At 63.0% G+C, this 25,413-nt stretch carries 25 protein-coding genes, 1 other RNA gene and 1 riboswitch; of the genes, 10 read left to right on the top strand and 16 right to left on the bottom strand.

Annotated features, from left to right (window positions below; genetic code table 11):
- The first annotated feature begins 17 nt into the window (after positions 1–17).
- The 5 genes from ftsE to ssrA all read left to right on the top strand — a co-directional run bounded on the left by ftsE (position 18) and on the right by ssrA (position 4,174).
- Positions 18–782: a cell division ATP-binding protein FtsE gene (gene ftsE / locus AB4068_RS00800; protein WP_059387583.1), complete on the top strand. Its 765-nt coding sequence runs from the start codon at positions 18–20 to the stop codon at positions 780–782.
- Complete coding sequence (ftsX, locus tag AB4068_RS00795; RefSeq protein ID WP_059387584.1) at positions 779–1,693, top strand: permease-like cell division protein FtsX; 915 nt, start codon at positions 779–781, stop codon at positions 1,691–1,693. Before ftsE ends, ftsX begins: the two co-directional genes overlap by 4 nt.
- A 38-nt stretch (positions 1,694–1,731) precedes the next feature.
- Positions 1,732–3,123, top strand: a complete 1,392-nt coding sequence (locus AB4068_RS00790) for a peptidoglycan DD-metalloendopeptidase family protein (protein WP_441432449.1) — start codon at positions 1,732–1,734, stop codon at positions 3,121–3,123.
- 64 nt (positions 3,124–3,187) lie between these two features.
- Positions 3,188–3,658 (top strand): SsrA-binding protein SmpB, encoded by a 471-nt coding sequence (smpB, locus tag AB4068_RS00785; RefSeq protein ID WP_028264808.1) that lies wholly within the window; start codon positions 3,188–3,190, stop codon positions 3,656–3,658.
- A 147-nt stretch (positions 3,659–3,805) separates the two neighbouring features.
- Positions 3,806–4,174, top strand: a transfer-messenger RNA (tmRNA) gene (gene ssrA, locus AB4068_RS00780).
- Positions 4,175–4,304: 130 nt separating this feature from the next.
- Here the strand turns inward: ssrA and AB4068_RS00775 are convergent.
- Genes AB4068_RS00775 through AB4068_RS00765 form a run of 3 tightly spaced genes read right to left on the bottom strand, consistent with a single transcriptional unit; the run spans position 4,305 to position 7,345 of the window.
- A complete protein-coding gene (locus AB4068_RS00775; protein ID WP_441432448.1) occupies positions 4,305–5,558 on the bottom strand; it encodes a hypothetical protein in 1,254 nt (417 codons plus the stop codon).
- A complete protein-coding gene (locus AB4068_RS00770) occupies positions 5,548–6,303 on the bottom strand; it encodes a TIGR03943 family putative permease subunit (RefSeq protein ID WP_441432447.1) in 756 nt (251 codons plus the stop codon). The genes AB4068_RS00775 and AB4068_RS00770 overlap by 11 nt, the downstream gene beginning before the upstream one ends.
- Positions 6,293–7,345 (bottom strand): permease, encoded by a 1,053-nt coding sequence (locus AB4068_RS00765; protein WP_441432660.1) that lies wholly within the window; start codon positions 7,343–7,345, stop codon positions 6,293–6,295. The genes AB4068_RS00770 and AB4068_RS00765 overlap by 11 nt, the downstream gene beginning before the upstream one ends.
- A 398-nt stretch (positions 7,346–7,743) precedes the next feature.
- On the opposite strand from AB4068_RS00765, the gene AB4068_RS00760 reads away from it, so the two are divergent.
- Positions 7,744–10,251 (top strand): polysaccharide deacetylase family protein, encoded by a 2,508-nt coding sequence (locus tag AB4068_RS00760; protein WP_332601914.1) that lies wholly within the window; start codon positions 7,744–7,746, stop codon positions 10,249–10,251.
- An 838-nt stretch (positions 10,252–11,089) separates the two neighbouring features.
- Positions 11,090–12,088, top strand: a complete 999-nt coding sequence (locus AB4068_RS00755; protein ID WP_332601913.1) for a S1C family serine protease — start codon at positions 11,090–11,092, stop codon at positions 12,086–12,088.
- A 66-nt stretch (positions 12,089–12,154) separates the two neighbouring features.
- On the opposite strand, the gene AB4068_RS00750 is transcribed toward AB4068_RS00755, so the two are convergent.
- Together AB4068_RS00750 and AB4068_RS00745 are read right to left on the bottom strand one after the other, a co-directional pair.
- Positions 12,155–12,295, bottom strand: a complete 141-nt coding sequence (locus tag AB4068_RS00750; protein ID WP_172465476.1) for a hypothetical protein — start codon at positions 12,293–12,295, stop codon at positions 12,155–12,157.
- A gap of 114 nt (positions 12,296–12,409) precedes the next feature.
- Entirely contained in the window at positions 12,410–12,790 is a 381-nt protein-coding gene (locus tag AB4068_RS00745; RefSeq protein WP_253257134.1) for a hypothetical protein, read from the bottom strand.
- 74 nt (positions 12,791–12,864) lie between these two features.
- Here AB4068_RS00745 and AB4068_RS00740 point away from each other — a divergent pair, with 74 nt between their 5' ends.
- Complete coding sequence (locus AB4068_RS00740) at positions 12,865–14,316, top strand: MFS transporter (protein WP_441432446.1); 1,452 nt, start codon at positions 12,865–12,867, stop codon at positions 14,314–14,316.
- Positions 14,317–14,342: 26 nt separating this feature from the next.
- Here the strand turns inward: AB4068_RS00740 and AB4068_RS00735 are convergent, their stop codons facing one another.
- From AB4068_RS00735 to AB4068_RS00705, 7 genes are all read right to left on the bottom strand, one after another.
- Positions 14,343–15,056 carry a metal-dependent transcriptional regulator gene (locus AB4068_RS00735; RefSeq protein WP_441432445.1) on the bottom strand — a complete coding sequence of 238 codons (714 nt, stop codon included), beginning with the start codon at positions 15,054–15,056 and terminating at the stop codon, positions 14,343–14,345.
- Positions 15,057–15,085: 29 nt separating this feature from the next.
- Entirely contained in the window at positions 15,086–15,862 is a 777-nt protein-coding gene (locus AB4068_RS00730) for a class I SAM-dependent methyltransferase (RefSeq protein WP_284988442.1), read from the bottom strand.
- A gap of 51 nt (positions 15,863–15,913) precedes the next feature.
- Positions 15,914–17,326 carry an aminotransferase class V-fold PLP-dependent enzyme gene (locus AB4068_RS00725; RefSeq protein WP_284988441.1) on the bottom strand — a complete coding sequence of 471 codons (1,413 nt, stop codon included), beginning with the start codon at positions 17,324–17,326 and terminating at the stop codon, positions 15,914–15,916.
- Between the two features lie 35 nt (positions 17,327–17,361).
- Positions 17,362–17,474: riboswitch (SAM riboswitch) on the bottom strand.
- 160 nt (positions 17,475–17,634) lie between these two features.
- Positions 17,635–18,447 carry a histidinol-phosphatase gene (hisN, locus tag AB4068_RS00720; protein WP_078108436.1) on the bottom strand — a complete coding sequence of 271 codons (813 nt, stop codon included), beginning with the start codon at positions 18,445–18,447 and terminating at the stop codon, positions 17,635–17,637.
- Between the two features lie 59 nt (positions 18,448–18,506).
- Positions 18,507–19,622, bottom strand: a complete 1,116-nt coding sequence (rsgA, locus tag AB4068_RS00715) for a ribosome small subunit-dependent GTPase A (protein WP_284988440.1) — start codon at positions 19,620–19,622, stop codon at positions 18,507–18,509.
- Between the two features lie 2 nt (positions 19,623–19,624).
- On the bottom strand, positions 19,625–21,019 hold the full coding sequence (aroA, locus tag AB4068_RS00710) for a 3-phosphoshikimate 1-carboxyvinyltransferase (protein WP_441432444.1): 1,395 nt from the start codon (positions 21,017–21,019) through the stop codon (positions 19,625–19,627).
- 6 nt (positions 21,020–21,025) lie between these two features.
- Positions 21,026–21,541, bottom strand: coding sequence for a DoxX family protein (locus AB4068_RS00705; protein ID WP_059387593.1), 516 nt, complete (start codon positions 21,539–21,541; stop codon positions 21,026–21,028).
- A 217-nt stretch (positions 21,542–21,758) separates the two neighbouring features.
- On the opposite strand from AB4068_RS00705, the gene AB4068_RS00700 reads away from it, so the two are divergent.
- Together AB4068_RS00700 and rsrA are read left to right on the top strand one after the other, a co-directional pair.
- Positions 21,759–22,598 carry a sigma-70 family RNA polymerase sigma factor gene (locus AB4068_RS00700; RefSeq protein ID WP_059387594.1) on the top strand — a complete coding sequence of 280 codons (840 nt, stop codon included), beginning with the start codon at positions 21,759–21,761 and terminating at the stop codon, positions 22,596–22,598.
- On the top strand, positions 22,595–22,852 hold the full coding sequence (gene rsrA, locus AB4068_RS00695; protein ID WP_028264789.1) for a mycothiol system anti-sigma-R factor: 258 nt from the start codon (positions 22,595–22,597) through the stop codon (positions 22,850–22,852). The genes AB4068_RS00700 and rsrA overlap by 4 nt, the downstream gene beginning before the upstream one ends.
- A 79-nt stretch (positions 22,853–22,931) precedes the next feature.
- On the opposite strand, the gene AB4068_RS00690 is transcribed toward rsrA, so the two are convergent.
- The 4 genes from AB4068_RS00690 to AB4068_RS00675 all read right to left on the bottom strand — a co-directional run bounded on the left by AB4068_RS00690 (position 22,932) and on the right by AB4068_RS00675 (position 25,297).
- On the bottom strand, positions 22,932–23,006 hold the full coding sequence (locus AB4068_RS00690) for a 50S ribosomal protein bL37 (protein WP_369299106.1): 75 nt from the start codon (positions 23,004–23,006) through the stop codon (positions 22,932–22,934).
- A gap of 109 nt (positions 23,007–23,115) precedes the next feature.
- Positions 23,116–23,730 (bottom strand): PadR family transcriptional regulator, encoded by a 615-nt coding sequence (locus AB4068_RS00685; protein WP_059387595.1) that lies wholly within the window; start codon positions 23,728–23,730, stop codon positions 23,116–23,118.
- Positions 23,730–24,578, bottom strand: a complete 849-nt coding sequence (locus tag AB4068_RS00680) for a DUF4097 family beta strand repeat-containing protein (protein ID WP_332601910.1) — start codon at positions 24,576–24,578, stop codon at positions 23,730–23,732. The genes AB4068_RS00685 and AB4068_RS00680 overlap by 1 nt, the downstream gene beginning before the upstream one ends.
- A gap of 119 nt (positions 24,579–24,697) precedes the next feature.
- A complete protein-coding gene (locus AB4068_RS00675) occupies positions 24,698–25,297 on the bottom strand; it encodes a GDSL-type esterase/lipase family protein (RefSeq protein WP_059387597.1) in 600 nt (199 codons plus the stop codon).
- Positions 25,298–25,413: the final 116 nt, after the last annotated feature.

Here is a 25,413-nt window from a genome sequence, read left to right as displayed (position 1 = left end):
CGGGGTTCTGAAGAGTCATGATCCGATTTGAGAATGTCACCAAGGTCTACGACCCCAATGCCCGTCCGGCGCTGGATGCTGTCAACCTTGAGATTGACCGTGGAGAATTCACCTTCCTCGTCGGGGCCTCGGGTTCCGGCAAGTCGACGTTTCTACGACTCATTCTGAAGGAAGACCGGGCAACATCCGGTTCCGTCTACGTCGCGGGCCAGAACGTGGCCAACATTTCAAGCTGGCGGGTCCCCAAACTTCGCCGCGGAATCGGTGTCGTTTTCCAAGACTTCCGCCTGTTGCCGCAGAAGAATGTCTTCGCCAACGTTGCCTTCGCCATGCAGGTGATCGGAAAAAGCCGCAGCATCATCCGCGAGACGGTTCCGGAAGTRCTGAAGACTGTTGGGCTTGAAGGCAAGGAACGTCGCATGCCGCATGAGCTGTCCGGTGGTGAGCAGCAGCGCGTGGCCATCGCCCGCGCCGTCGTCAACCGTCCCGGCATCCTGCTGGCGGACGAACCCACCGGAAACCTGGACCCCATTACCTCGATGGGCATTATGGGCGTTCTCGACAAGATCAACCAGAACGGCACCACTGTGGTCATGGCGACGCACGACGACGACATTGTGAACGAGATGCGCAAGCGCGTGGTGGAGCTCCGGAACGGAGTGGTGGTCCGCGATGAGGCAAGGGCCCTCTACACCTCGATGATTCCGGTAGTGGGAGAGTCCCGGCGGATGAAGGACGCGAGCGATGCGGAAATCGACCGCGCGCAGGGGGTCCAGCAGTGAGGCTCGCTTTTATCCTGGGCGAGATCGGCAGCGGTCTGCGCCGGAACCTGTCAATGGTGATTTCCGTCGTCCTGGTGACTTTTGTCTCGCTCACCTTTGTTGGTGCGGCCGGAATGCTGCAGATGCAGATCAACCAGATGAAGGGCTACTGGTATGACAAAGTCCAGGTCGCCATCTTCCTCTGCAACGACTCCTCGACGTCGACCGGATGTGCCTCGGGTGCGGTCACCAAGGAGCAGCAGGCCAATCTGGCCAAAATGCTCGATTCGCCGGCTGTCAAGCAGTACATCACCGACTACCAGTTCGAATCGCAAGCCGATGCGTTCAAGCACTTCAAGGAACAGTTCTCCAACTCTCCGATCGTTGATTCGGTAACCCAGGACCAGCTTCCTTCGTCTTTCCGAATCAACATGAAGGACCCCCAGAAGTACCAGATCATCAGCGAAACGTTCTCGTCCCAGGCCGGGGTGGAGACCGTGAGCGATCAGCGCCAGGTCCTTGAACGGATCTTTGAGTGGATGAACGGTGCCTCTGTGGCGGCAATGGTGGTGGCGGGAGTCATGATCTTCTGTGCAGTCCTGCTTATCACCACGACCATCAGGCTGTCCGCGTTCAGCCGGCGACGGGAGACAGGCATCATGCGCCTCGTTGGAGCATCGAAGACCGTCATCCAACTGCCGTTCATCCTCGAGGGCGTCATCGCCGCCGTCGTGGGTGCAGTCCTGGCCTCAGGCACATTGTGGCTGGTGGCCCAGTTCTGGCTCAACGGAGACTTGTCGCGGCAGTTCCTGAACACTCCGTTTATTTCCTCGACCCAGGTACTTGTGATTGCGCCGGTCCTGATAGCGTTGGGCGGTGGCCTGGCCGGGATATCGTCGCTCCTGACCCTCCGCCGATATCTCAAGGTCTAGCCATGAAGAGCACTGATCCCGGGCGAACAGGACAGCCGATGACACGGAAGTACCAGGCTGCGCTGCAGCTGCGCAAAGTGAGCGGCCGGGCGAAGGTCGCCGGTTCCGTGCTGGCCATTGCACTCGCCGCGAGCCTCGGCACCGCGCCCGGGGCGCACGCTGACAATCTCGATGACCAACAGGCTGCCCTCAACGCGGAATCGGCGCGTGTGCAGCAGTCGCTGGAATTCGTCGACGCCAACATCGCCAAGGCGGCCGGCGACCTTGTGGTCTACCAAGGACAGCTTCCGGGAGCGCAGCAGGCACTCCTCGAAGCCCAGGGCAAGGTTGCCACAGCAGTCAAGGAGGCTGATGCCTTGGCCGCCCGCGTGGATCTGGCGCAGCAGAGTAAAGCCCAGATCACCCAGCAACTGGAAAACGACAAGCAAAAGATCACCGATACCAAGAAGCTCATCGGCCAGATCGCGGCGCAGGCGTATAAATCCGGAGGGGTTCCAACGAACGTCGCTTTGCTGTTCGGATCGAACGACGGCGGCAACCTCACGGAAACCATGGACCTCGCCAACCAAGCGATGCGCAGCCAGAACGCCGCGATGACGAAATTGACGCAGCAGAGCGCGACGAACGTGAACTCCCAGGCCCGGCTCACCGCCGTCGAACAGGAAATCCGCGATCTCAAGGCAAAGGCGGACGCCGCACTTGAGCGTGAGAAGGCAGCCCGGGATGACGCCGCTGCCAAGAAGGCGGAGGTGGACAAACTCATCTCCGACACCACTCGTCTCAACGCCCAGCTTCAAGCAGTCAAACCCGGGATCCAAGCCCAACTCCAGCAAGTGAAGGCGAACCAGGACGCCGTCGCCGCGGAAATCTCGGAACGTGACCGTAAACTGCGCGAAGCTTGGTTGGCCGAACAGCAGCGCCTCGCCGCAGCCGCGGCGGCCGCGGCCCAGGCGCAAAACCAGGCAGCCCCGCAGCCTTTTGTCCCACCGGCGAGCAACCCGCGCTCGAACTTCGGCCTGATTCACCCGGTGCCTGCGAACATCCCGATCACCTCAGGCTTCGGTTGGCGTGCGACGCCGCCTGGAACCATCGATTTCTACGGCCAGGGCGGCTATATGCACACGGGCATCGACTTCGGTGCCCCCTGCGGAACGCCGGTATACGCAGCCGCTGCAGGCACGGTGTTTTCTGCAGGTTGGGGCAACGACGGCGGTGGCAACCGTGTCAAGATATCGCACGGAGTCATCAATGGTGATTCCCTGACCACGGTTTATTACCACAACACCAGCGTGGTGGTTTCCTCCGGACAGCAAGTGAGTCAAGGTCAGCTCATTGCCTATTCAGGTACCACGGGCAACTCCACCGGTTGCCACGTGCACTTTGAAACCTGGGTTAATGGGCAGGCTGTTGACCCGATGAACCTTTTGTAGCCCACACGACAGGGATCTGCTGGCGTAGACTAGTGTGATTCTTCGACAACCAAGGAGTTCTACCGTGCCCAAGGAAAGTGGCCGTAAGGTAGTGGCCACCAATCGCAAGGCTCGGCATGACTACCACATATTGGATACCTATGAGGCCGGCATTGCCCTCATGGGAACCGAAGTAAAGTCCCTGCGTGAAGGCCATGCATCGATGGTCGACGGTTTCTGCACCTTCTACAATGACGAGTTATGGATGGAGGGCATCCATATCCCTGAGTACAACCAGGGGAGCTGGACCAACCACGCCGCGCGCCGCCGTCGGAAGCTGTTGCTTCACCGCGAGGAACTCAACAAGATCTCCGGCAAGATCCGCGAGACCGGGCTGACCGTAGTGCCGCTCCAGCTGTACTTCCTGGATGGACGCGCCAAAGTCGAGATCGCCTTGGCTCGAGGCAAGAAAGATTACGACAAGCGGCAGACCCTGCGTGAGCAGCAGGACAAGCGCGAATCGCTCCGCGAACTGCGCGAGCGCAACCGCCGTTGATTTCCCCCAGGCCGCCACGCGGGTAGGCAGCCAAAGCGTGTCCCGGAATGTTCGGGTGCCGCGATGCGTTATGATGATTAACCCGGCAGGTTTTTAGGTGGTCGTTTTCGGGCGGTCGTTGTCCTGCGGGGATTGATAACAAAATACGGGGATGATCGGTTTCGACGATGTTAGTCGCGACAGGTGAAGCGGGCCGAGGATGCAGAATTATCTCGTAAACGCTGTCTGCAAACCAATAAGTGCCAATTCTAAGCGCACTGACTTCGCTCTTGCTGCCTAAGCAGTAAGACAGTCCGTCAGCCCGAGGTTGCTATTGCCCCGGATCCTGGCGTCATTTAGATAGCCACTGCTGTTTGCCTTCGTCATCGAGGCAAGCGGGACTCTTAGATGACTGGGCCCGGATCAGCTACTTGTTCGCAGGATAGCTGGGGCCGAGAAAGTCCGACGCGAACTGCGCCCGGAGAAGCCCTGACAACACGACATCGGACGGGGGTTCAATTCCCCCCATCTCCACTTTTTGTGATGAGTCGAGACATCCTTCATGGATGAGTCGGGTCATCGGTAACACCCCGGTCTTCGGACCGGGGTGTTTTTCTTTGCCCGCGGGAGCATCAGACCACGATGGCCGGCCGTTGCCCGGGTATGTTCACCCGCACCAACTGGGGAGGAAACCGGGAACGCTTTTCACGACAGTGCCCGATTTCAAGTCCACGAGGTCTGTCCGCATGGGAGTCGGTTCGGGGCGGACCGGGTATTGGTCGCCCGCATATTGGGGTGCCGCTGTTTCGACGGCGAGGTAGTCGCTGGCCGGTGAGACGCAGGTGTCCAGGATGCGCGACCAGGCAGCGTCAGGCCGGTAGAGCACGCGCGATCCGTTCCGGTCGGTGAGATTGACCAATGAGGTCTCCTTTCCGGCGTCGAACTTTCTCACCACCTGCGCAAACTGCCCCGAACCGTCGAGGACCACGGGCTGGCCCACGGTGGTCGTGGCGCTTTGGTTGTTCTCCGGGGCGGCGCCTCCCGCGAGGGTCGCCGGCGTGAGCGCACCGTTGGAGAGATTGATGGTCGAATACCGTGGCGGGTCGACGCCCACCTTCAGCCCCGGGTCGCTCACCGCAAGCTCGTTCGTCCCGGGGAATCCGAGGATTCCGGCATGCGTGCCCAAAGGGGACACCTTGCCGGAGTCGAGCGGATCGATGAGGAAGATGGATTGGTCGTCTGCCTGCGCCACCAAGGTGGCGGCGCCGGGAACAAAGCGCCAGTCCGTCGCAGTGACCGGACCGTGGATGCCCTGGACAGCCCACGGAGCGGACGACGGTTTGTCGACGTCGTAGACAAAGAGCGTTTTCCAGTACTGGCCAGTGGCAGAAGAAGCGGTGAACGTGAAGCCTATGAGGTGATTGGATCCTGCCGCGTGAAGGTTGGCCACCGTCCCGAGGCTTGGCAAAGGAACGAGCGACGGTGGGCCGCCGGTGAGCGGGACCATCTCAAGTGAGCTGGTGTTGTCATCGTTGACGGTGACGACGGCGAGGGCGGACGGCAGGGCAGCATACTCCTGGATGCGGGGGGCACTGAGAATGACGGTGCCCTGATCGCTTCCGGAGAGGCTTGAGCCGAGGATGGTGTCCGGCTTCTTCAGGCCTGAGTTGTCTTTGCCGGTGTCCCTCTGGAGGGTGTACAGCGAGAAGGCGGCCGGAGTGGCCGAGCGGGCCAGGGCCGAAGTGGAATGGGGGTGCGGTAGCTTCGAAAGGTTTGCTACGGTCAACCCGCCGGCAAGGACGGCAAGGATCGCGATGGCGCCGTAGAGGCGCCGGGCAAAACGGCGTCCGGCCAGTAGCTCTGCTGCGGCAGCAATGGCCGCGGCCCGCTTGGCTGAGACGGGACGGCGCTTAGTAGACATAGGGCTGTGCCGGCTGGGTGGTGGGCTTGATGGAGTCCGGTATCAGAACAATTGACTCACGACTGGCCGCATTGGGGTTGGCGCGAAAGCTGCTGGTGACCGTGACCCAGCTGTCGGTTTTGTACTCGTTCTGCCAGCCGGGGTGATAGACGGGAACGCCGATCGGCTGGGCGTCAACGGCGCAGCAGGTCACCACGAAACGGGTCACGAAGAAGACGTTTGGATCTGTCTTGTCCGCGCTGATGAACCCGGTCACGGTGGCGGTCTTGTCGGCAAAAAAGTCCTGCCCCGCGCCGGAGCGGAGCAACGATGCCCAGTCCCTCACCGTGAAAGCGGAGTAGTCTCCCTTGCCGGGCAGTGCGGGTGCTTTCAGTGTCAGGGCGGATGCCGAACCGTTGAGGTCCCGTTGTGCCACGGTGGCAGTCGTAAGGGTCGACGGCGGCAGGACGAGTAAGGCGACGACGGCGGCGATGATGGTCAGCACGCTTCCGACCGGCCACAGCCAGCCCCATCGCGAACCGGGCTCATCGGTGTGCTCGTGCCCGTCTTGGGTGCCGGGAGCGAAGGCGAAGGCCGCGAGGGCAAGTACTCCTGCGATCACGGCCATGATGACCGTGAACACGAAATACCGCGGATGGATATACAAGGCAAGCTGCCCTGACACGCCCAGCCAGATCGTTGCGATGAGGCCGATCAGGCTGAGGACCACGCCCTGCCACTGGCCCACGAGCCGCCTAATGACCATAGTTGACCGCCAATCCGAGGACCGCCGCGCAAAGTGCCACCAGCAGGCTGAGCTGAAGGAGGGTTTTCGCGGTGAACGTGGTGCGCATCAGGGCGAGCATTTTCACGTCGATCATGGGCCCGAAGACGAGGAAAGCCACAATGCCCCCCGGCATGAAGGTTGCTCCGAAAGACAGGATAAAGAAGGCATCCACGTTTGAGCAGATCGCAACGACGAAAGCCAACACCATCAATGCCAAGACAGACCAGACCGGGTTGCTACCCAAGGCGACCAGCACTTCGCGGGAAACGGCAACTTGGATCAGCCCCGCCATGCCTGCACCAACAAACAGTGCAGGCATCATTGCGCGTGTCTCCTGGGCGAACATCTGCACGCTGCGCCTGATCCTTCCGGTAGAGCCGGCGTGGTGGTCTGCTATTGAACATGTCTCCTGGAACCGGGCGGTCAGCAGCTCACCTGGCCGCGGATGCCGGCTGTAGATCCAACCGACAAGGTTGGCGATGAAGAAGCCGCCCAGGACACGGGAGGCCAGGATGCCGTTGTCCCAACCAAACGCCTGCGCGGTGGTGACGATGGTGACGGGGTTCAGGATGGGTGCCGCGAACAGGAAAGTCATCGATTCCGCAACCGTCAGGCCGTTGACCACCAGACCCCGGGCAAGCGGAACATTGCCGCATTCGCAAACAGGCAGCAGCATTCCCAAAAGCGACAGGACGAGCCTCCGCAGCACCGGGCTCCGCGGCAGGCGGCGGAGCAGCATGCCCTCCGGCAGCCAGACCTGGACAGCGATCGAGAGGACGATCCCGAGGAAAACGAACGGCAGGGACTCGACGACGACGCTGATCGACAGTGTGGCGAAGTCGCGGGCAGCGTTGGGTAGAGCAAAGACCTCCGGCGTTGATGATGCCAGCACCCGGACGGCCGCGAACAGTGCAATGAGGGCGAGCCCGACGATGAGACCGGCGGCAGACTTCGACGTGAAAGCACGTGACGGACTTCCGTGCTCGCGTCCCGGCTGTTCGCGTTTGTCGACTGCAGGCAGCGTCACAGTCACTCCTTACTCCTCGGACCCGGTCGGGGACACCGGAAGGGGCTGCGAAAACCGACTGTACACGCCGCTCACGTTCGCGACTAGCCTGTCAGCCCTGCCGGTTTCCGAACCGGGCAGAGCTCCGCTACTCGCTGCGCGGGAGACCCGGACGAAACCGAGTGGCGTGTCCGAAAGACAGGTAGCCGACACTCAAGTCGCTGTGTGGGAACGACAGTATTTTGGGGAGGGTCGATCACTTGTGGGTGTGGGTGGCCGGCAGTGAGAATGCCCGTTCCGGTTTCGTTCGGGCCATATCCGGGCAGGACATGGGGGACGAACCGCATTTGTGAAACGAGTTCGGTCCTATGAAACGATCAAGGCAGAATGACGCGCCAGTCCAAAATACTTCTGTGGGGGCAGACCGGTGGACGGTTGCCTCAGTGCCCGAGCGGGGCCAGCCGTGGAAAATACTCGAGTGGTGGAAAATTCTCAAGTCCCGTGGCACCGCAGCCACGGCCATCGGCACAGTGGTGCTTGTCCTTGCGACATTCTTCAACGCGGTCCTGCTGGCGCCGGCAGCCCAGGCGGCAAGCCTCGTCACTGTGACCCTTACTTTTGATGACGCCCACGTGGATCAGATGGCAGCCGCTGCCTACATGAATTCGAAGGGCCTTCACGGAACATTCTTCACTCCGTCAGGCTTCCTGAACTCTGACTCCCTGCACATGACGACTGCTCAGGCACTCGCGCTTCAGGCAGCGGGTAACGAGATCGGGGGGCACACGGTGACCCACCCCGACCTCGCCCAGGCTGACGCGGGTGAGGTTACCCGTCAGGTTTGCGATGACCGCACAAACCTGACGAACATGGGGTTGCGCGTAACGAACTTTGCGTACCCCTATGCCTCGTCCACCCCGGCCATAGAGACGATTGTCCAAAGTTGCGGCTACAACAGCGCCCGTGGATTGGGTGACATTGCAAGCCAGATCCCCGCATCGGCCGGCATGCCGCTCTCCGAAACCATGCCGCCAGCCGACCCATATCTGACGAAGGCACCGGACCAGATCGACAGCACGTGGACACTTCAGAACCTGAAGGACCTGACCCTCAAAGCCGAGCCCGGCGGCGGCTGGATGCAATACACCTTCCACCACATCAACATCGCGAACAATCCGCTCAACGTGAGCACCGCAAACTTCAATGCCCTCATTGACTTCCTGGTGGCCGAGCAAGCCGCAGGCCGGATCATTGTCAAGACCGTCGACCAAGTGATCGGCGGCACTGTCAAGACCAACCCGGCCGGGCCGCCGCCGCCGGCGCCCATCACCTCCGGAAATCTTCTCCGCAATCCCGGTTTTGAGACCGCCGGCCCCGTCGCCGGAGGGGCGCCTTCGTGCTGGGTTCCGGGAGGCTACGGCAACAACACCTACACCTACAGCACGGTAACCGGGGCCCACACCGGGACTGCCGCCGAACAACTGGTCATGACCACCTACCTGGACGGTGATGCCAAAATATTGCCACCGCTTGATACGGGCCAATGCACCCCGACCGTGACGCCGGGCAAGAGATACACGATGTCGGCCTGGTACAACTCGACGGCGAATACCCAATTCGAGCTCTACTACAGGCTGGGTCAGGGCAACTGGCAGTATTGGACGTCGAGTCCGCTCTATCCTGCCTCCGCGGCCTACACCCAGGTCACCTATACCTCTCCACCCGTGCCTGCCGGCGCCACCGCCATGACCATGGCACTGACCCTTACCAGCCTGGGAACACTGGTTACCGATGACTACAGCCTGACGGAAGCAGTATTGCCGCCCGGCGCGTTCGAGCCGTTGACCCCGATGCGCTTGCTCGACACGAGGACCAGCAGCGGCCCGGTGGCTCCCGACGGGACCGTCTCATTCCAGGTCGCTGGAGTGAACGGAATACCGGCAAGCATCGCCGCGGTGACGTTCAACCTGACGGTCGCGAACTCAACCTCATTCGGGTTCGTCACGGCCTACGCCTCCGGCACCGTGAGACCTAACGCATCGAACCTGAATTATGACACGGGACAAATTATCCCGAATAGCGTCACGGTTCCGGTCGGGGCCGACGGCAAGGTCACGCTGTACAACCGGTCCAGCGGCACGGCACAACTGATAGCAGACGTTTCCGGGTACTACGTCGCAGGAACAGCGGCCGCCGCAGGCGCATTCCAGCCGATCGCGCCAACCAGGTTCCTTGATACCAGGAACACCCCAACGCCCGTGGCTCCGAACGGCACCGTTTCGGTCCAGGTTGGGGGAGTGAGCGGAGTCCCGGCAAACGTGTCGGCCGTGACCTTCAACCTGACGGTCGCGAACTCGACGTCATTCGGGTTTGTTGCCGCCTATGCCTCGGGAACCCTGAGGCCAAATGCATCCAACCTGAACTACGCCACCGGGCAAATCGTCCCGAACAGGGTGACGGTCCCGGTCGGAGCGGACGGCAAGGTCATACTGTACAACCAGTCCAGTGGCACTGCGCAATTGATCGTCGACGTCTCGGGATATTACCTGTCGGGCGTAGCAACGCTCCCGGGTACGTTCGAGCCGATCGCCCCAACGAGGTTCCTTGATACAAGGAACGCCACGGCGGTGGCAGGGGACGGAACAATCTCCTTCCAGGTGGGTGGCGTGGGCGGAGTCCCAGCTACTGCCGCTGCGACGATTTTCAACCTTACGGTGGCCAACTCGACGTCCTTCGGTTTTGTCACGGCCTATCCCTCCGGGGCGGCACTCCCGAACGCGTCGAATCTGAACTACGCCACCGGCCAGATTGTCCCCAACAGCGTCACCATTCCAATTGGACCGGATGGCAAGGTCAATCTGTACAATCGCTCCGGCGGCACCGCCCAACTCATTGCGGATGTCTCGGGTTACTTCCTCTAACCACGGCGCACGAACAAACCGTCTCACTGAAAACACCCCGGTCTTCGGACCGGGGTGTTTTTATTTGACGTTGTGCTTCTTTGCCTCGGATCGTGATCCCGCCGAAGATTCGACGTTCCATTCCCGGGTGATCTTAATGGTTCGGACTTCGGGCCGCGGGCTCGTCATCCGAGTTCTCGACGTTGTCCGTTGAACTTCCAGGTTCCCCGTTGCGATGTTTGGCAGTGCTCTTGCGATCAACCAGCCTCAGTCGCCGGTGTCCAAAGACCATCACAACGGCTACCACTGCGGCTCCGATGAGGACCATCACGACCCAAATCCATTGTTGCCCGTCCACGTTCGCCCCAATCTCAGCCCGTCGGCTGCGTCCCGCTTGTACTACGAAAGGCCGTTGCCCTGCCTGCCTAGGCCGGAAGGCGGGCCCGCTGAGGAGTCAGTCTTTCTCCTGATGGTTTGCGTAGGCGATGCACCGACCCCGGTTTTTGAACTGTGGGTAGTCCATTCAGCAAGCCCCCTTGCCTTATTGGCTGCGACCCCTCGCCGGTCTGAGCCCAGTCGTTGCAATCCGCCCATCTGTTGTCGCATGGACGCTGACCGACACCATAGGACTGCGGGCGGTTGCCGTCTTGAGTGGTCCCTACTTGTTTTCGGGGATTCGTACGCGACCGCTGTTGCGGTCCGTCGAGTGTGGTTGTTAACCAGTTCAAAGAAGGTAACGACGGCGGCACTCACCGTGTCGGCGTGCAGTGGCAGAGTTCACCCACGGCGTAGGACGGAACGGACTAACCGAAGCAGCGTATTCGTTGATATAGACACCACCGGTTACAGGAGGTGCACGATGAGTACGTTGCCGGAACAAGTTTTTCCCGAGGACATCCCTGACGCCCCGTCAGATGACGAAGCCTTGGACGCCTACTCGCGGACAGTGATGCACGTCGCAGAGACGGTCACGCCGCATGTTGCAGCTTTGGAGATGAGCAGCGCCCGCAGGAACGGCCAAGTCAGGATTGGAAGCGGATCGGCTGTCGTGTTCACGGGGGACGGCTACATGCTGACCAACGCCCACGTGGTCTCGGGTCTCCGCTCCGGGCGGGCAATCTTCGCTGACGGAACCCACACCGACGTCGAACTCGTCGGTGCGGATCCTTTGTCTGATCTCGCCATTGTCCGCGGGCGCCACACGCCGCCGCCGGCCATCCTGGGCAACGCGGAGTCGCTGCACGTAGGCCAATTGGTGATTGCCGTGGGCAACCCGCTGGGGCTGGCAGGATCAGTGACCGCAGGCGTCGTCAGCGGGCTCGGGCGCTCCATCCCGGTCAGGTCCGGACGGCACAGCAGGGTCATCGAGGACGTCATCCAGACCGACGCTGCGTTGAATCCAGGCAATTCCGGGGGAGCCCTGGCCGACGCCAAAGGGCGGATTGTGGGAATCAACACCGCCGTGGCCGGTTTGGGCCTCGGACTCGCAGTGCCCATCAACACCACCACCCAGCGGATCATCGCCGCCCTGTTGAAGGACGGCCGGGTCCGCCGGGCATACCTTGGCTTGGTGAGCACCCCTATTCCGTTGGACGCGAGTGCGGTGATCCGGACAGGCCAGAAGGAAGCGCTGCGGGTGGTGGAAGTCATCGCCGAATCTCCCGCGGAGCGGGCAGGACTGCTCGCGGGCGACCTTGTGCTCAGTGCTCAGTCGCGGGCCGTATCCAGTGCCGAGAGCCTTCAAAAACTCTTGTTTTCGCAGGCCATCGGGGAGCCGTTCTTCCTGACGGTCCTCCGGGACGGAAAAATCCACGCAATTGTGGCAGTTCCCAGTGAAATGACTGACGCGGATTCATGAGGAGCCGCGGACCTGATGGAGCCAGTCCGCGAAAAAGCCGGAGCCAAGCTGGCTCCGGCTTTTTTGCTACTTCTTCCGCATCCTCAAATGGGCCACCGGATCCACTGCGGCGTCGGATTCGTGCTTGGCACGCTTCACTGCCCGTTTCTCCTTGATGGACTTGATGCTCTTCTTCGTCTCGTGCTGGTGAGGCGCTTTGTCAGGCATGTCATGCTCCCTAACTACGGATCTTCCCTGCAGATCCTGCAAAGAGGGTCCTGAAAGGCCCTCTCCTTGTAAGCTACGCCTGTTTCACCCGAAATCAACCGACAGCCGGACGGCCTAGTGGCCAGCCTTCGGAGCCGGGACGTCCACGACGCCCACGAACCGGGAGCCGATTCCTTCGTACTCGCTGCGGACTTCGCCGGGCAGGATTCCGGGAACCTCGCTGTTCCGGTGGTGGCCACAGAAGACGTAGGTGAACTCCGGCCACCATTTCTTGGGACGCGCGGCCTCTGTGTAGCCGCACACGACGCAGCTCAAGTGGACCCAGACAGGGCGCTTGCCGGTGCGGTTGGCGCGGGATTGGACGAGCCACTGGGGCGGATTGTCTTGCAGTTCGTTCAGCTCGGCTTGTGAAAGCCTGGAGGGGATGCCGTGGCGTTGGGCCATTTCCATCGAAATATCAAGGGCCAGTGCGGCGTCACGTCTGCTAATCACCATTCAACGATACGGGACTTTCGCCGCGGCAGGATCGGGCAGGAATCCGGACGGGAGCTGACAAGCAGGCGTAGGCTGTGCTCATGACCGACGCAGCGGCCCTGCAGCCAAGCACCCCGCTTCAAAAGCGGGTCCTTGTTGTGGCTATTGTGGCTTCCTTCATCGCCATTTTGGATGGCTTCGTGGTGAACCTCGCGCTCCCGGCGATTGGCCGCGAGCTGGGTGGTGGGCTTGTCATCCAGCAATGGGTGGTGGATGCCTACTTGTTGACCTTGGGCGCGCTGATCCTGGTCGCGGGATCCCTGTCCGACCACTTCGGCCGTGCACGCATCCTGGAATGGGGACTCGCCGGCTTCACCCTCACCTCCGTCACCTGCGGCCTCGCCTGGAACGGCGAGGTGCTGGTGGTATCGCGCGCCCTCCAGGGGATCGCCGGTGCCCTGCTTGTCCCGAGTTCGCTTGCCATGATCGTCACGTTCTTTTCCGGTCCCGCGCAGTCCAAGGCAATCGGCCAATGGTCCGGTTGGACCAGCGCGGCCGCCATCGTCGCGCCGCTGATCGGCGGCGCATCGGTCGATCTGCTGTCCTGGCGCGTCATCTTCTTCATCAATGTGATTCCGGCCGTCGCCGTCTGGCCGATCCTCGCCGGGCTGCGGAAGTCCGATGCCGCCACGGACACGAGCAAGAAGATCGACTACCTCGGCGCGTTCCTTGCCATGGTGGGACTCGGTGGCCCTGTCTACGCCTTCATCGAACAAGGGCGCATGGGCTGGGGCAACATGGTGGTCTGGATGCCGCTCGCCCTCGGAGCCGTCGGCCTGGTCCTCTTCCTGGTCCACGAGGCCAGGACCCCTGAACCGATGCTGCCCCTGAGGCTCTTCGGCATCCGAAATTTCGGCTGGGGAAACATTGCCACGCTCGCCATTTACGGCGCCCTGTCATTGGGCTTCTTCGCAGTGGGCATCTACTTGCAGCAGGTGGGAGGGATGAAGGCCACCACGGCGGGCATCGCGTTGCTCCCCGCGACGGTCCTCCTGATGCTCACGGCCTCATTCTTCGGCGGGCTGGCCGGCAAATACGGTCCGCGGTGGTTCATGACGGCCGGACCATTCATTTGCGGAATCGGTTTCCTCATGACCTTGGCCGTCCAGGAGCCCTTGAACTACTGGACGCAAGTGCTGCCCGGGCAGATCGTCTTCGGGATCGGCCTGAGCACCTTGGTGGCGCCCCTCACCGCGGCCATCCTCGGCGCGGTACCCACGGAAGAGGCAGGGATCGGTTCCGCAGTGAACAACGCTGTTGCCCGTATCGCAGGCCTGATCTGCATCGCGTTTGCCGGGCTCATCATCGGCCCGGTCTTCAGCCGCCAAGGCCTCATGAACGCCGTCGTGGTCACGGCCGTGCTGTTCTTCCTCGGGGCGGTGGCATCCGCCGTCGGGATCCGGAACCCGGTGCTGGGCGCTGCTGTAGTGGACTCTCCCGAAGGTCAAGCGCCCGACGACGGCGGGACGGCTGCCCAGCGCGCCTGAACAGCGCCTTCCACAACACGGCTTCGTTAGTGTTCAGCGAGGACGCAGCCGTCGTGTTCGACGTCGGTGGCCACCCAGAGCGCCGAGGCGACCTCATCCGCGAGATCATAGTCGCGGCTGCCCGGACCCTTTCCGATCCGGACCACCAGGGCACCACCGAACGGCTTGCGGCCAATCACCTGGATGGTGGCGTCGAGGTCGATTTCCTCTGCGGACAAGTACCGCAGCAACTCCGGGTTTTCGTCGCTGATCCGCGTGATCTTGCCGGAATGGCCGTCGTCGAGCTCGATCATGCGGTGCGCATGCGGCAGGCTCACCGAACCGTCCGCGGCAGGGATGGGGTCCCCATGGGGATCGCGTCCGGGGTTGCCCAGCTTGGTGGCCATGCGATCGATGAAGGTGTCCGAAACGGCGTGTTCGAGCATCTCGGCCTCGTCATGGACTTCGTCCCAGCTGTAGCCCAACTCCCTCACGAGGTAGGTCTCGATCAGGCGGTGGCGGCGGACCATGCCCAGGGCAAGCTGCATTCCCTGGGGGGTCAAGGAAATGGCGCTGTAGGGCTGGTGGTCCACCAGCCCTTGGTCCTTGAGCTTGCGGACCATCTCCGAGACGGAGGAATTGGCGACGCCGAGCCGTTGCGCGAGCTGTGAGGACGTGATGGGTTTGTCCTGCCACTCCGTGAAGGAGTAGATGACCTTGACGTAGTCCTCGATCGAGGAGGAGGGCGCACTGGTCTTCACGGTTCCAAGCCTATCGTGAACAGGCCGCATCAGGCTTTGCGCGCCCGCCAGCTCTGCGTGAGATAGGGCAAGGGGATGACCTCGCCCTCGGCATGGCCCAGATGCTCGAAAAGGTACCACTCGAGATTGCCCGTCACCTTGGCCCGGGTGGTCTCATTCGCCCTCAGGTAGTAACTGCGCGACTTCACGAGTTCGAGGATATCCGCCGGAGTCACGGGATCCTCCCAACGCGTCACATGGCTTTCGAGGCCCGTGAACTCCCGGCCCACCACAGGCCGGAAGTCCGGTTTGTGGACATCGCCGGCATGCATGATGCGAGACAAACGATGGACCCAGAGCACCGACGTGTCCAGCTGGTTCCAGATCAAGCCGATCACACCCTGGGGCCGAAGGATCCGGGCGATCTCGGTGCTGGCGGCGAGGGGATCGCACCAGTGCCATGCCTGGGCAACGCTGACGACGTCGAATGCTGAGTCCGCGAGTCCAGTTGCCTCGGCCGTGCCCTCCAGGGCGATCACTTGTGGATACGTTTTGCGCAGTTGCGTGAGCATGTCCGTGGAGGGGTCCACTGCGGACACCGCCAGCCCGCGCTCGACGAGGAGCGCTGTGAACTTTCCGGTGCCCGCGCCGATGTCTGCCGCGTCCCGCGCGCCTTCCGGCAGCAGCCAGTCAGCTGAATCCGCGGGGTATCCGGGCCGGACACGGTCATAGTGCTCTCCGCCGTCCTGGAAACTCTGACCGAGTTCAAGGCGCCGTTCCTCATAGAGCTTGGGGCCGGCTGACGTGCCTTTGGGTCGCGGGGCCACGCGGAAACTCCTTCGTAGGACAGGAAAAAATACCCTACGAATCTACCGCAATCAGTCGGTGCTGCACGGAGCTGCGCCCGCGGTCCCGGGAGTGTTGGGAGCCCATTCCGGGTAGCTGCGGTGATCGTTCGCGGGCACCCAACGGCCGGCGTCCACCACGTAGTCCCAACCGAGGCCATTGCTCTTGAGCGCCTGGATGCCCGCGATGAGCCGAGTGGCGTCTTCCAAACGCGATCCTACGCCGAAACTGGCCCGGAGGGATCCGGAGGGAAGACCGAGGCGCTTGAGCAGCGGGTGGGCGCAAAAGCGCCCGTCGCGCAGGCCAATGCCGTGCTCGGCCGCAAGATAGGCCGCCACAAGTCCGGCGTCGTAGCCCTGGAGCGAGAAGTTCACGACGCCGATGGTGTCCTCGGGATCGGTGTCGCTGAAGATCTGGTGCACGGTCACGCCGTCGATTTCCTTGAGGCCTTCGACCAGGTGCGAGCGGATGGCGGCCTCGTGGGCGTGCCATTCGTCGTGGTCGAGGCTGGCGATGACTTGTGTGGCCCGGGCGAGGGTGGCCGCACCGAGAACGTTCGGCGAGCCGCCTTCGTGCCTGGCCGGTCCCGTGGCCCAGCTGACGGAATCGAGGCGTGCCTCCCGGACGGCGCCGCCTCCTGCCAGGTGCGGCGTGCCGGCGTCGAGCCAGTCGGGACGGCCCACCAGGACCCCCGCGCCGAACGGGGCATAAAGCTTGTGCCCCGAGAAAACCAAGTAGTCGACATCCGCGGCGGCGATGTTGATGCGGCGATGCGGGGCAAGTTGCGCCGCGTCCACCACAATCCGCGCCCCGAATTCGTGGGCCAAGGCAGCTAGTTCCTTGATGGGCAGGATTTCGCCGGTCACATTCGACGCGCCGGTGACAGCCAGGAGGCTGACGCCACCATGGGAGAGGGCTGTGCGGACATTGGCTACGGTCTCCGACAAGGTTTCCGCGGCAACAATGCTTCGGTGGGGGACGCCTTGCCACGGCAGCAGGTTTGCGTGGTGCTCGATGTCCAGGTAAAGGACTTCGTCGGTGTGCTTGCCGTCTGTGACCGGCAGGCAGCCGGCCAGGAGATTGAGGGAATCGGTGGTGTTGCGCGTGAAAATGACGGAATCGTCCGGCCGTCCGCCAACAAAGTCACGGACGATGTTGCGGGCGTTTTCGTAGACGGAGGTGCTGATTTGGGAGGCGTAGCCTGCGCCGCGGTGCACACTCGCGTAGTACGGCAGGATCTCGTTGAGGTACGCGGAAACAACCGTCAGGGCAGGTGCGGATGCGCCGTAGTCAAGGTTGGCGTAGCGGATGTGGCCGCCCTGGATCAGGGGTGCCTGCAACTCCGCGCCGGTGACCGCGGCCAGCGGGCGGGATGCCCGAGGCAGCTGCTGTGCGGTTTCGTGGTGCTGCGAAAGAGCCGTAGAAGTAATTGTGGCTGTGCTCATGGGACCTCACTCAAGAGGGACCCCTGCGTGCAGGGGGTCCGCGCTTGCCGCATCCGTTCCGGACCGGCCGGGTCGTCACCCGGGGCACCCCGCCGCGATGGAGGGTTGCCGGCCAGCAAACCGGGGTTTCGCGCTGGCACTCGTGACCTGTAAAGAGAGTAGGACACCGGCGAGGCGGGTTCCAATGTGACCGCGATTGTTAAGCGGATTGTTACACCGCCCGAAAAATGTGCCTTCAGCCGAAGAAAAAGCAGCGGACGCCCCTAAAAGGGGGCGTCCGCCGTCGTTTATTCAGTGAACAGGAGGGGCTACAGAAGGTCGTCGAGTTCGGGGTTGAGCCTCTTGAGGACCTCGGAATGGAGGATCGAGTTAGTGGCGACGGCGTTTCCGCCGAAGGGGCCGTCCGCGCCATCCAGGGATGTGAAGCGTCCGCCGGCCTCGGTGACGATCGGCACCAAGGCGGCCATGTCGTAGACCTGGAGTTCCGGTTCGGCGGCGATGTCCACGGCGCCCTCGGCAACGAGACAGTAGGACCAGAAATCGCCGTACGCACGGCTGCGCCAGACATCGTTCTCGAGGCCCAGGAAGTTGTCCAGCTTCCCGTGCTGCTTCCACTCGGAAAGCTCGGAGTAGGAAAGCGAGGCGTCTTCGAGCCGGGACACGTTGGAAACTTTCAACCGGGTGGCGGCGGCCAGCGACCGGCCCATGTAGGCGCCGGAGCCCTTGGCCGCCCACCAACGCTTGCCGAGCGCCGGAGCGCTCACGAGCCCCACTACTACTTCGCCCTCGTCCACGAGGGCGATGAGCGTAGCCCAGACGGGTACGCCGCGCACGAAGTTCTTGGTCCCATCGATGGGATCGATGATCCAACGCCTGGAGCCGTGGCCCGTGCTGCCGAATTCTTCGCCGAGGACGGCGTCGCGGGGCCGGGAGCGGGAGAGCTGCCCACGGATTGCTTCCTCGGCGGCTTTGTCGGCATCGGTGACTGGGCTCAGGTCGGGTTTGGTCTCCACCTGGAGGTCCAGCGCCTTGAACCGCTCCATTGTCAGGGAATCGACGGAATCGGCCAGCACATGGGCCAGCCGTAGGTCGTCGTTGTAGCTCGAATCGGGTTGGGTCATGGTTCCAAACTACCGTCTATTCGCCGGTGAGCCGGGGAGGTAGGACGGCATGCGCTGAGTTAGTTGACCGTACCCAGTTCCTTGGCCTCTTGGGCTTCCATGCGCGGGTCCGCACCAAGGAGCCTGCGGAGCGATGCAAGGCGGGCGGGGCCGGCCTCGCCCGCGTGGCCTTCGGCGACCCAGGAATCCAGCCCGCATCGAACGGCGGAGGCATCGTGCTTGCAACCACGCTCGCACCTTTCCGTCCCCGGCTCCAGGTCCGGGAAGGCGTGCAGGATGCGGTCCGGGTTCACGTGGGCGAGGCCGAAAGAACGGATGCCGGGCGTATCGATGATCCAGCTTCCGCCAGGGGCGTCGCTGAGCTTCAGTGCGAGGGCAGAGGACGAGGTGTGGCGTCCGCGCCCCGTCACGGCGTTGACCCCGCCTGTGGCGCGCTCGGCCCCGGTGAGGGCGTTCACCATAGTGGACTTCCCGACGCCTGAATGGCCCAGGAGGACGGTGACCTTGCCGTCGAGGTAGTCCCGCAACTGGCCGACGGCGTCACTGTCGAGGCGGGCGGACAGGCCGTCGTCGGAGCGGGCGTCGATTCCGGAGGCGCCTGCGTCGGCCGTCCGGCTGATGATGATGGGGAAACCGAGGCTCACATAGTTGGCGAGTAGTTCCGTCGGATCCTTGACATCTGCCTTGGTGACGAGCAGCAGCGGCTCGATTCCGGCGTCGTACGCTGCCACCAAGGCGCGGTCGATGAATCCGGTGCGTGGTTCCGGATTGGCTGCCGCAACCACCACCACGAGCTGGTCGGCGTTGGCGACGACGGCCCGCTCGATCGGATCCGTGTCATCGGCACTTCGCCGCAGGAGGGTCTTTCGCTCCTCGACGCGCACGAGGCGGGCGAGGGTGTCCGGTGCTCCGGACACATCGCCGACGAGCGCTACGAAGTCTCCGGGAACCACAGGGGAGCGACGGAGCTCCCGGGCGCGGGCCGCGATGACGATGCGCTCGTTGTCCGAGCTTTCGCCCACGATCGCGGTGTAGCGCCCGCGGTCGACTGTGATGATACGCCCGATCACGGCGTCGTCGTGGCTGGGGCGGTCCTTCGTACGGGGTCGTGTGCCCTTCTTGTTGGGGCGGATCCGGACATCGGACTCATCCCAGGAGCGTGCGTCGCGAGCCATCGTCAGTTGCTTGTCTCCATTGAAACGGTGTCCGCGGCAGCTGCGCCGGCAGTGAGCATCGACGCCCAGATGTGCGGGAATTCCGGCATGGTCTTTGACGTCGTTGCGATGTCTTCAACCTGGACACCCTCGACGGCGAGCCCCAGGATGGCGCCCGCAGTAGCCATGCGGTGGTCGGCGTAGCTGTGCACGACGCCGGCGTGCAGCGCTGCGGGCCGGATCACCAGGCCGTCGCTGGTTTCCTCGGCGTCGCCGCCGAGCCGGTTGATCTCGGCGACCAGCGCGGCCAGCCTGTCCGTTTCGTGTCCCCGCAAATGCGCGATGCCGGTGAGCCTGGAAGGACCGGTTGCCAGGGCGCATAATGCCGCTACGGTAGGAGCGAGTTCGCTGGTTTCGTCGAAGTCCGCTCCCAGGATTTCCGGTCCGCCGGTGACCGTCAGTGTGCCGTTGTCCAGCGTGACGGTTGCACCCATGGTGGCGAGGATGTCCCGCCAAAGGTCCCCGACTTGCGTGGTGTTGGCCGGCCAGTTGGGGATGCGGATGGTTCCCTTCGTGGCCAACGCCGCGGCGAGGAAGGGACCCGCGTTGGAAAGGTCCTGCTCGATCCTCTCGTCGAACGCCTGAATGGTGCCGGGGGCGACCCGCCAATGGTTCGGCACGGAGTCATCCACCTGCACTCCGACGCCGCGCAGGACCGAGACGGTCATGTTGATGTGGTCGAGGCTCGGCACGGGCTTGCCGACATGCTCGAGGTGAAGGCCCTCATCGAACCGGGCGCCGACCAGCAACAGGGCGGAGACGAACTGCGACGAAGCGCTTGCGTCGATCACCAAGTGGCCGCCGCGGACAGAGCCTGTGCCGGAAACCTTGAACGGGAGGGAGTTCGCTGTATGCCCGTCGAGGCCGCTGACTTCCACTCCGAGTGTCCGGAGGGCTTCGATGATGGTGCCCATGGGACGAAGCCGCGCGTGGGGGTCGCCGTCGAACACCGAAGCGCCGTTGCGGAGGGCCGCGAGCGGCGGCACAAAGCGCATGACCGTGCCGGCCAGGCCACAGTCGATGGCGGTCTCCGACGCCGTGGCCGCGGGATCGATGGGGGTGACTTCAAGGTCCGGGCCGTAGTGTCCATCGCCGGGAACTTCGGTGATGGTGGCGCCAAGCTGGCGCAAGGCCTCGACCATCAAGGCGGAATCCCGCGAATGCAAGGGTGCCCGCAGCCTGCTTGGGCCGTTGGCCAAGGCCGCCAGGACCAGATAACGGTTGGTCAGCGACTTCGAGCCGGGAACCGTGACCGTGGCATCCACAGGGTGGCTGGCGAAGGGTGCCGGCCACAGGGGGAGTGCGGGCGGCGTGGCGCTTCCTGAATCGTCGGTCTGCGTGGCGGGGGATCCTGGCATGCTTCCTTATGCTCCAACTGCGTTGTCTACGGCCTTGCGGACGGCACGGTCTGTCTTCTTGAACTGCTTGCCCGTGGCCTTCTTGGCGTCCATGGCGAGGTGTTCGGCACGCCATGCGAGGCTTGGTTTGCCCGCGGTGTCGACGGCGGCGAGGAAAACGCCACCCGTCAGCGAAATGTTCTTGAGCAACTGGGCGCGGCGGGCGAGCCGGCCTTCCTTGGTGCTGATGTCGGCAGAACGCCACTCGACAAAAGTGTTCAGGACCGAGATGCCGGCAAGCACGCTTGCCGAGAACCGGGAGCATTTGCCGAGTGCCAGCAAGGCGCCGGCGCCCACTTGCGCACCGCCGATGACCCTCGCCAGCGTCTTCTCGTCCGCCGGGAAAGGCAGTGACTCGGAAGCGCGGCGGAGCAGCGGAGAGAGCTGCTTGGCAGTGTCATCCGCGTTCTTGAGCTTGTCCAGCCCTGCGACGACAAAACTGGAAGCCAACATTGGCCTGGCGAGAAAACGGACGAGGGACATGTTTTGCCTCCTGGATGGCGTGCCACGGTGTTCAGGTGGTGCTGCGTTCAAGTGGTGCGGTGTTCACGGGGTGCAGTCGGATCTAGTCTTGCATCTTTGCGGAATATTTGCCCGGAGCTTGCCGTTGTCAGAAGAAGGTGCGGTATGGGCTGGACCTTGGATTGTGGCGTGTGTGTGGTGCCGCGCTTTGTCATGTCGTTTGAGTGGAGATGGTTTTTTGGCCTTGGTTAAGGACCGCGAGGGACACTTGGCGCTTGGGCGGGAGCTGCCAGGGGACTCCCGGAGGGTGACAGTAGACTTGGATGCAATGAGCACCATGGATCCGGCCGCAGCGGCCATGTACAAGGCAGCGACCGAAGTCACGGACGCAACGTCCGACGGCGACGCGACGGTTGAGTCCGACGTCGAGATTGCGGTGGACTTCGCAACGGAGACCCCCGAACAACGGAGGGCGCGCTTCGAACGCGACGCGATGCAGTATGTCGACCAGCTTTATTCGGCCGCCATGCGCATGGCCAGGAATCCGTCCGACGCCGAGGACCTGGTCCAGGAGGCCTACACCAAGGCCTTCTCCGCCTTCCACCAGTACAAGCCGGGTACCAACCTCAAGGCGTGGCTGTACCGCATCCTGACCAATACGTACATCAACCTCTACCGGAAGCGGCAGCGAGAACCGTTGCAGTCGAATTCGGACACCATCGAAGACTGGCAGCTGGCGCGGGCGGAGTCCCATACGTCGGCGGGGCTGCGTTCTGCGGAGGCGGAGGCACTGGACCATTTGCCGGACTCGGACGTGAAGAGCGCCCTGCAGTCCATTCCGGAGGAATTCCGGCTCGCGGTGTACTTCGCTGACGTCGAAGGCTTCGCCTACAAGGAAATATCAGACATCATGAATACCCCGATCGGCACGGTCATGTCCCGGCTTCATCGCGGCAGGAAAATGTTGCGCGATCTGCTGGCGGACTACGCCGCAGAACGGGGAATCAGCGCCGGCGCGGAAGAAAAGGCCTTGGCCGTGGGCGCGGCCACAAGCAAAAAACAGGAGAAAAGGAAATGAGCTGCCAAGGATTGGGCGACTGCGACGATGCTCGGATGCAGCGTATCTACGAGTACCTCGATGGTGCGTTGACCCGCGAGGACATCGCAGAGATCAAGGTGCATCTGGAAGATTGCCCGGAGTGCACCGAGCAATACGACCTTGAGTGCGTCATTCGCACCGTGGTCAAGCGCTCCTGTACGGAAGCGGCTCCTGAGAATCTCAAGAACTCGATCCTGGACAGGATCCACGCTATGAAGTCCGTGGACGTCTAACAGCCTCAAACGGCAAGGGCCCCGGAAACCTGATGGTTTCCGGGGCCCTCCGCATTAAGTCTTACGCTAAGCCGCTGGCTTAGGTGTTGGGACGCTTGCCGTGGTTTGCGCCGCCGCGCTTACGGTCACGACGCTTACGTGCACGCTTGCTCATAGCTGGCCTCCTTAGATTCTTGATACTCAATAAAGCTGCCCTCCAGTCTCCCACATCACGGGGCCGCCCCGCGAACCGTGCCGGCCAACCGCGGAGGGAATCGGGGGACTCAGCCGCGCAGGGAATTCCGGATGGAGATCCTGGCCTGGTCCAGGACAGTGCGCACGGTCTCAAGGGCGACCGGAGTCAGGGCCTTGGAGCCGGCGTGCTGTCGCAGCTCCACCCGGATGTCATCACGGAAGGACTGGACCATCATTTCGGCTTCCTTCAGGATGCGGTGTCCCTCCGGAGAGTAGCTTCCGGCCCACGACTGGAAGTCCGCGGACTTCGCATTGGCTCGCGCGGCTTCGGCAGTCGCCGCCAGGTCTGCACGCAAGCCGCGCATGTTGCTGCGGATGTCGTCTCGGAGATTGTCGGCCAAGCGCCGCACGGAGGCGGAGATGTTGTCCTCGACGTCGGCCAGTTCCTGCCGTCGGCTGTTGAGTTCGGCCAGTCCGGCCGCGGTGATGGAGTAGTTGGTCCGGCGCCCGTCGCTGCTGGTGGCTACGAGTCCTTCTTCCTCGAGTTTGCCAAGGCGCGGATAGATGGTTCCGGCACTGGGCGAGTAGGTCCCGCCGAAGCGTTCGCCGAGGGCCTTGATGAGCTCGTAGCCGTGCTTGGGGCCTGATTCCAGGAGCGCCAGCAGGTAAAGCCGGAGGGCTCCGTGGGCAAAGACGGGCGGCATCAGGCTTCCTCCTCTCCGGGTGCTGAGTGCGTTGTTCCGGGGGCTGGCGCACTGCCATGGATGATGGAGGTCTTTCCGGACACGGAATTGGTGCGTGCCACCATGAGCCGCTCGTCAGGGCCAACGATGGTCTGGACCCTTCCACCTGACTGGGCATAGAGCTGGTCATCGATCATCACGGTGCCACTTGCCGTCTTGGCCACGATGTCCACGCCCACGTCATGCGGAAGGCGGACAGTGAGGTCCCCTGAAATGGAGTTGGCTCCGAAATCCTGGGTGTAGCCGTGAAGGTCGAAGCTGAGGTCGCCGCTGACAGTATTGGCCCGGATGTTCTTGAAACGGCCCGAAGCCGTGACTTCGCCCGAGACGCTCTTGGCGGTCATGACGCCGTCGTGGTTTCGGGCGATGACTTCGCCGCTCACGGTGTTGACGTGAAGCTCGCCCCGCGTGCCGTCCGCGAGGACTGACCCGGACACCGTGTTGAGGCGGATATGGCCGGTGACTCCCGACACCATGCCGTCGCCGCCCACGGTTCCTGCTTCGACGTCGACGCCGGCTGGCAGTGCGATGCTAATGACGATCGTGTTGGTGCTGGTGTTGTTGACGGTCCCCATCAGGTTGCGGAACCAGCCCTGGGGGCCGTGCAACTGGTGGCGGACCTCGAGCCGGCCGTCAATGAGGCTGACGCTCAGCGGATCGCCGTCGATCTCCGAGACTTCGATCCTGGTGGTCGCCTCGTCGTGCGTGACGACGTCGAAGCGACCCTTGACGATCCCCAGCTTGAGTGAGCGGACGCCGTCGACGTCGATGGTCTGCGGACCGGTAACGGTCCAGTTCTCTTCTGACATGGCCCCTCCATTGCTGCGCTACCATTGTCGCGATATATCGCGTTGATGAATTCACGATATATCGCGATATCGCGCTTGGCAATGGGTCCCGAAAGCGAGAGGGGTGCCTCGGGCCCTGGCTATTCCGGCTGGGCGATCCTCAACCACTGGAACCAGCCGCGGTGCAACACGAGCCAGGCCATGAGCCCGTAGCCCGCTTGGCCCGGGGTGCCGCCATTCGCAGCGAGGTCGGTGCGCCACTGTTCGTGGTTGAGCAACGGCGAGAACGTGTCGACGTAGTGGTGGTTGCGGCGGGTGGTGACGTCCGCAAATGCGGCATTGAGTTCCGCGATCCGGCGGTTCTTGGCCGGGTCCAGCGTGGGTGGTGGACCGACGACGAATACTTCGATGTTGCTTTGGGACGCCCCGTCGAGGATATTGGCAAGATTGAGGCGGCTGCGTGCCGTGGAGACACCGAATTCGATGTCGCGGCCGGACAAACCGATCACGAGGCGGTTTTCGTGGACGTTGCTGAAGCGTCTCCCGGCTTCGTCGAGCCAGCGCGCCGCAAGGCCCTCCGTGCCCTCCATGGGGCAGGGAAGCGAGTAGCTCTCCACGGGAACGGAGTCCTGGGGAGTCCGCGCAAGAACCCTTCCGAGCCAGCCCAAGGCCCTGGGGTCACCGAGCCCGGCGAGTAGTTCATCACCAACAGCTGCGATGCGCAGCTTCCTGTCTTCCACGGTTACCTCTTCACCAAACGTTGCGGTCCTTGCACTGTGCCCGGCCGGGCGGCTGGATCACCGGGCACTTGTTCCATTAAACAGAACCGCCCGGCTGGAAGCGGGTATTGAACCTC

Origin of the sequence: Arthrobacter sp. 2RAF22 (genome assembly GCF_052115325.1) — a bacterium.
In the GTDB taxonomy this organism is placed as follows: domain Bacteria; phylum Actinomycetota; class Actinomycetes; order Actinomycetales; family Micrococcaceae; genus Arthrobacter.
The sequence above is the reverse complement of the archived record's forward strand: the minus strand, read 5'-3'. Positions and strand labels throughout refer to the sequence as shown.

Excerpts from the sequence above, each read along its gene's own strand:
- AB4068_RS00790 (WP_441432449.1), top strand. The coding sequence starts at position 1,732 with ATGACACGGAAGTACCAGGCTGCGCTGCAGCTGCGCAAAGTGAGCGGC.
- AB4068_RS00775 (WP_441432448.1), bottom strand. The coding sequence starts at position 5,558 with ATGTCTACTAAGCGCCGTCCCGTCTCAGCCAAGCGGGCCGCGGCCATT.
- AB4068_RS00770 (WP_441432447.1), bottom strand. The coding sequence starts at position 6,303 with ATGGTCATTAGGCGGCTCGTGGGCCAGTGGCAGGGCGTGGTCCTCAGC.
- AB4068_RS00755 (WP_332601913.1), top strand. The coding sequence starts at position 11,090 with ATGAGTACGTTGCCGGAACAAGTTTTTCCCGAGGACATCCCTGACGCC.
- AB4068_RS00750 (WP_172465476.1), bottom strand. The coding sequence starts at position 12,295 with ATGCCTGACAAAGCGCCTCACCAGCACGAGACGAAGAAGAGCATCAAG.
- AB4068_RS00745 (WP_253257134.1), bottom strand. The coding sequence starts at position 12,790 with ATGGTGATTAGCAGACGTGACGCCGCACTGGCCCTTGATATTTCGATG.
- AB4068_RS00725 (WP_284988441.1), bottom strand. The coding sequence starts at position 17,326 with ATGAGCACAGCCACAATTACTTCTACGGCTCTTTCGCAGCACCACGAA.
- hisN (WP_078108436.1), bottom strand. The coding sequence starts at position 18,447 with ATGACCCAACCCGATTCGAGCTACAACGACGACCTACGGCTGGCCCAT.
- rsgA (WP_284988440.1), bottom strand. The coding sequence starts at position 19,622 with ATGGCTCGCGACGCACGCTCCTGGGATGAGTCCGATGTCCGGATCCGC.
- aroA (WP_441432444.1), bottom strand. The coding sequence starts at position 21,019 with ATGCCAGGATCCCCCGCCACGCAGACCGACGATTCAGGAAGCGCCACG.
- AB4068_RS00705 (WP_059387593.1), bottom strand. The coding sequence starts at position 21,541 with ATGTCCCTCGTCCGTTTTCTCGCCAGGCCAATGTTGGCTTCCAGTTTT.
- rsrA (WP_028264789.1), top strand. The coding sequence starts at position 22,595 with ATGAGCTGCCAAGGATTGGGCGACTGCGACGATGCTCGGATGCAGCGT.
- AB4068_RS00685 (WP_059387595.1), bottom strand. The coding sequence starts at position 23,730 with ATGCCGCCCGTCTTTGCCCACGGAGCCCTCCGGCTTTACCTGCTGGCG.
- AB4068_RS00680 (WP_332601910.1), bottom strand. The coding sequence starts at position 24,578 with ATGTCAGAAGAGAACTGGACCGTTACCGGTCCGCAGACCATCGACGTC.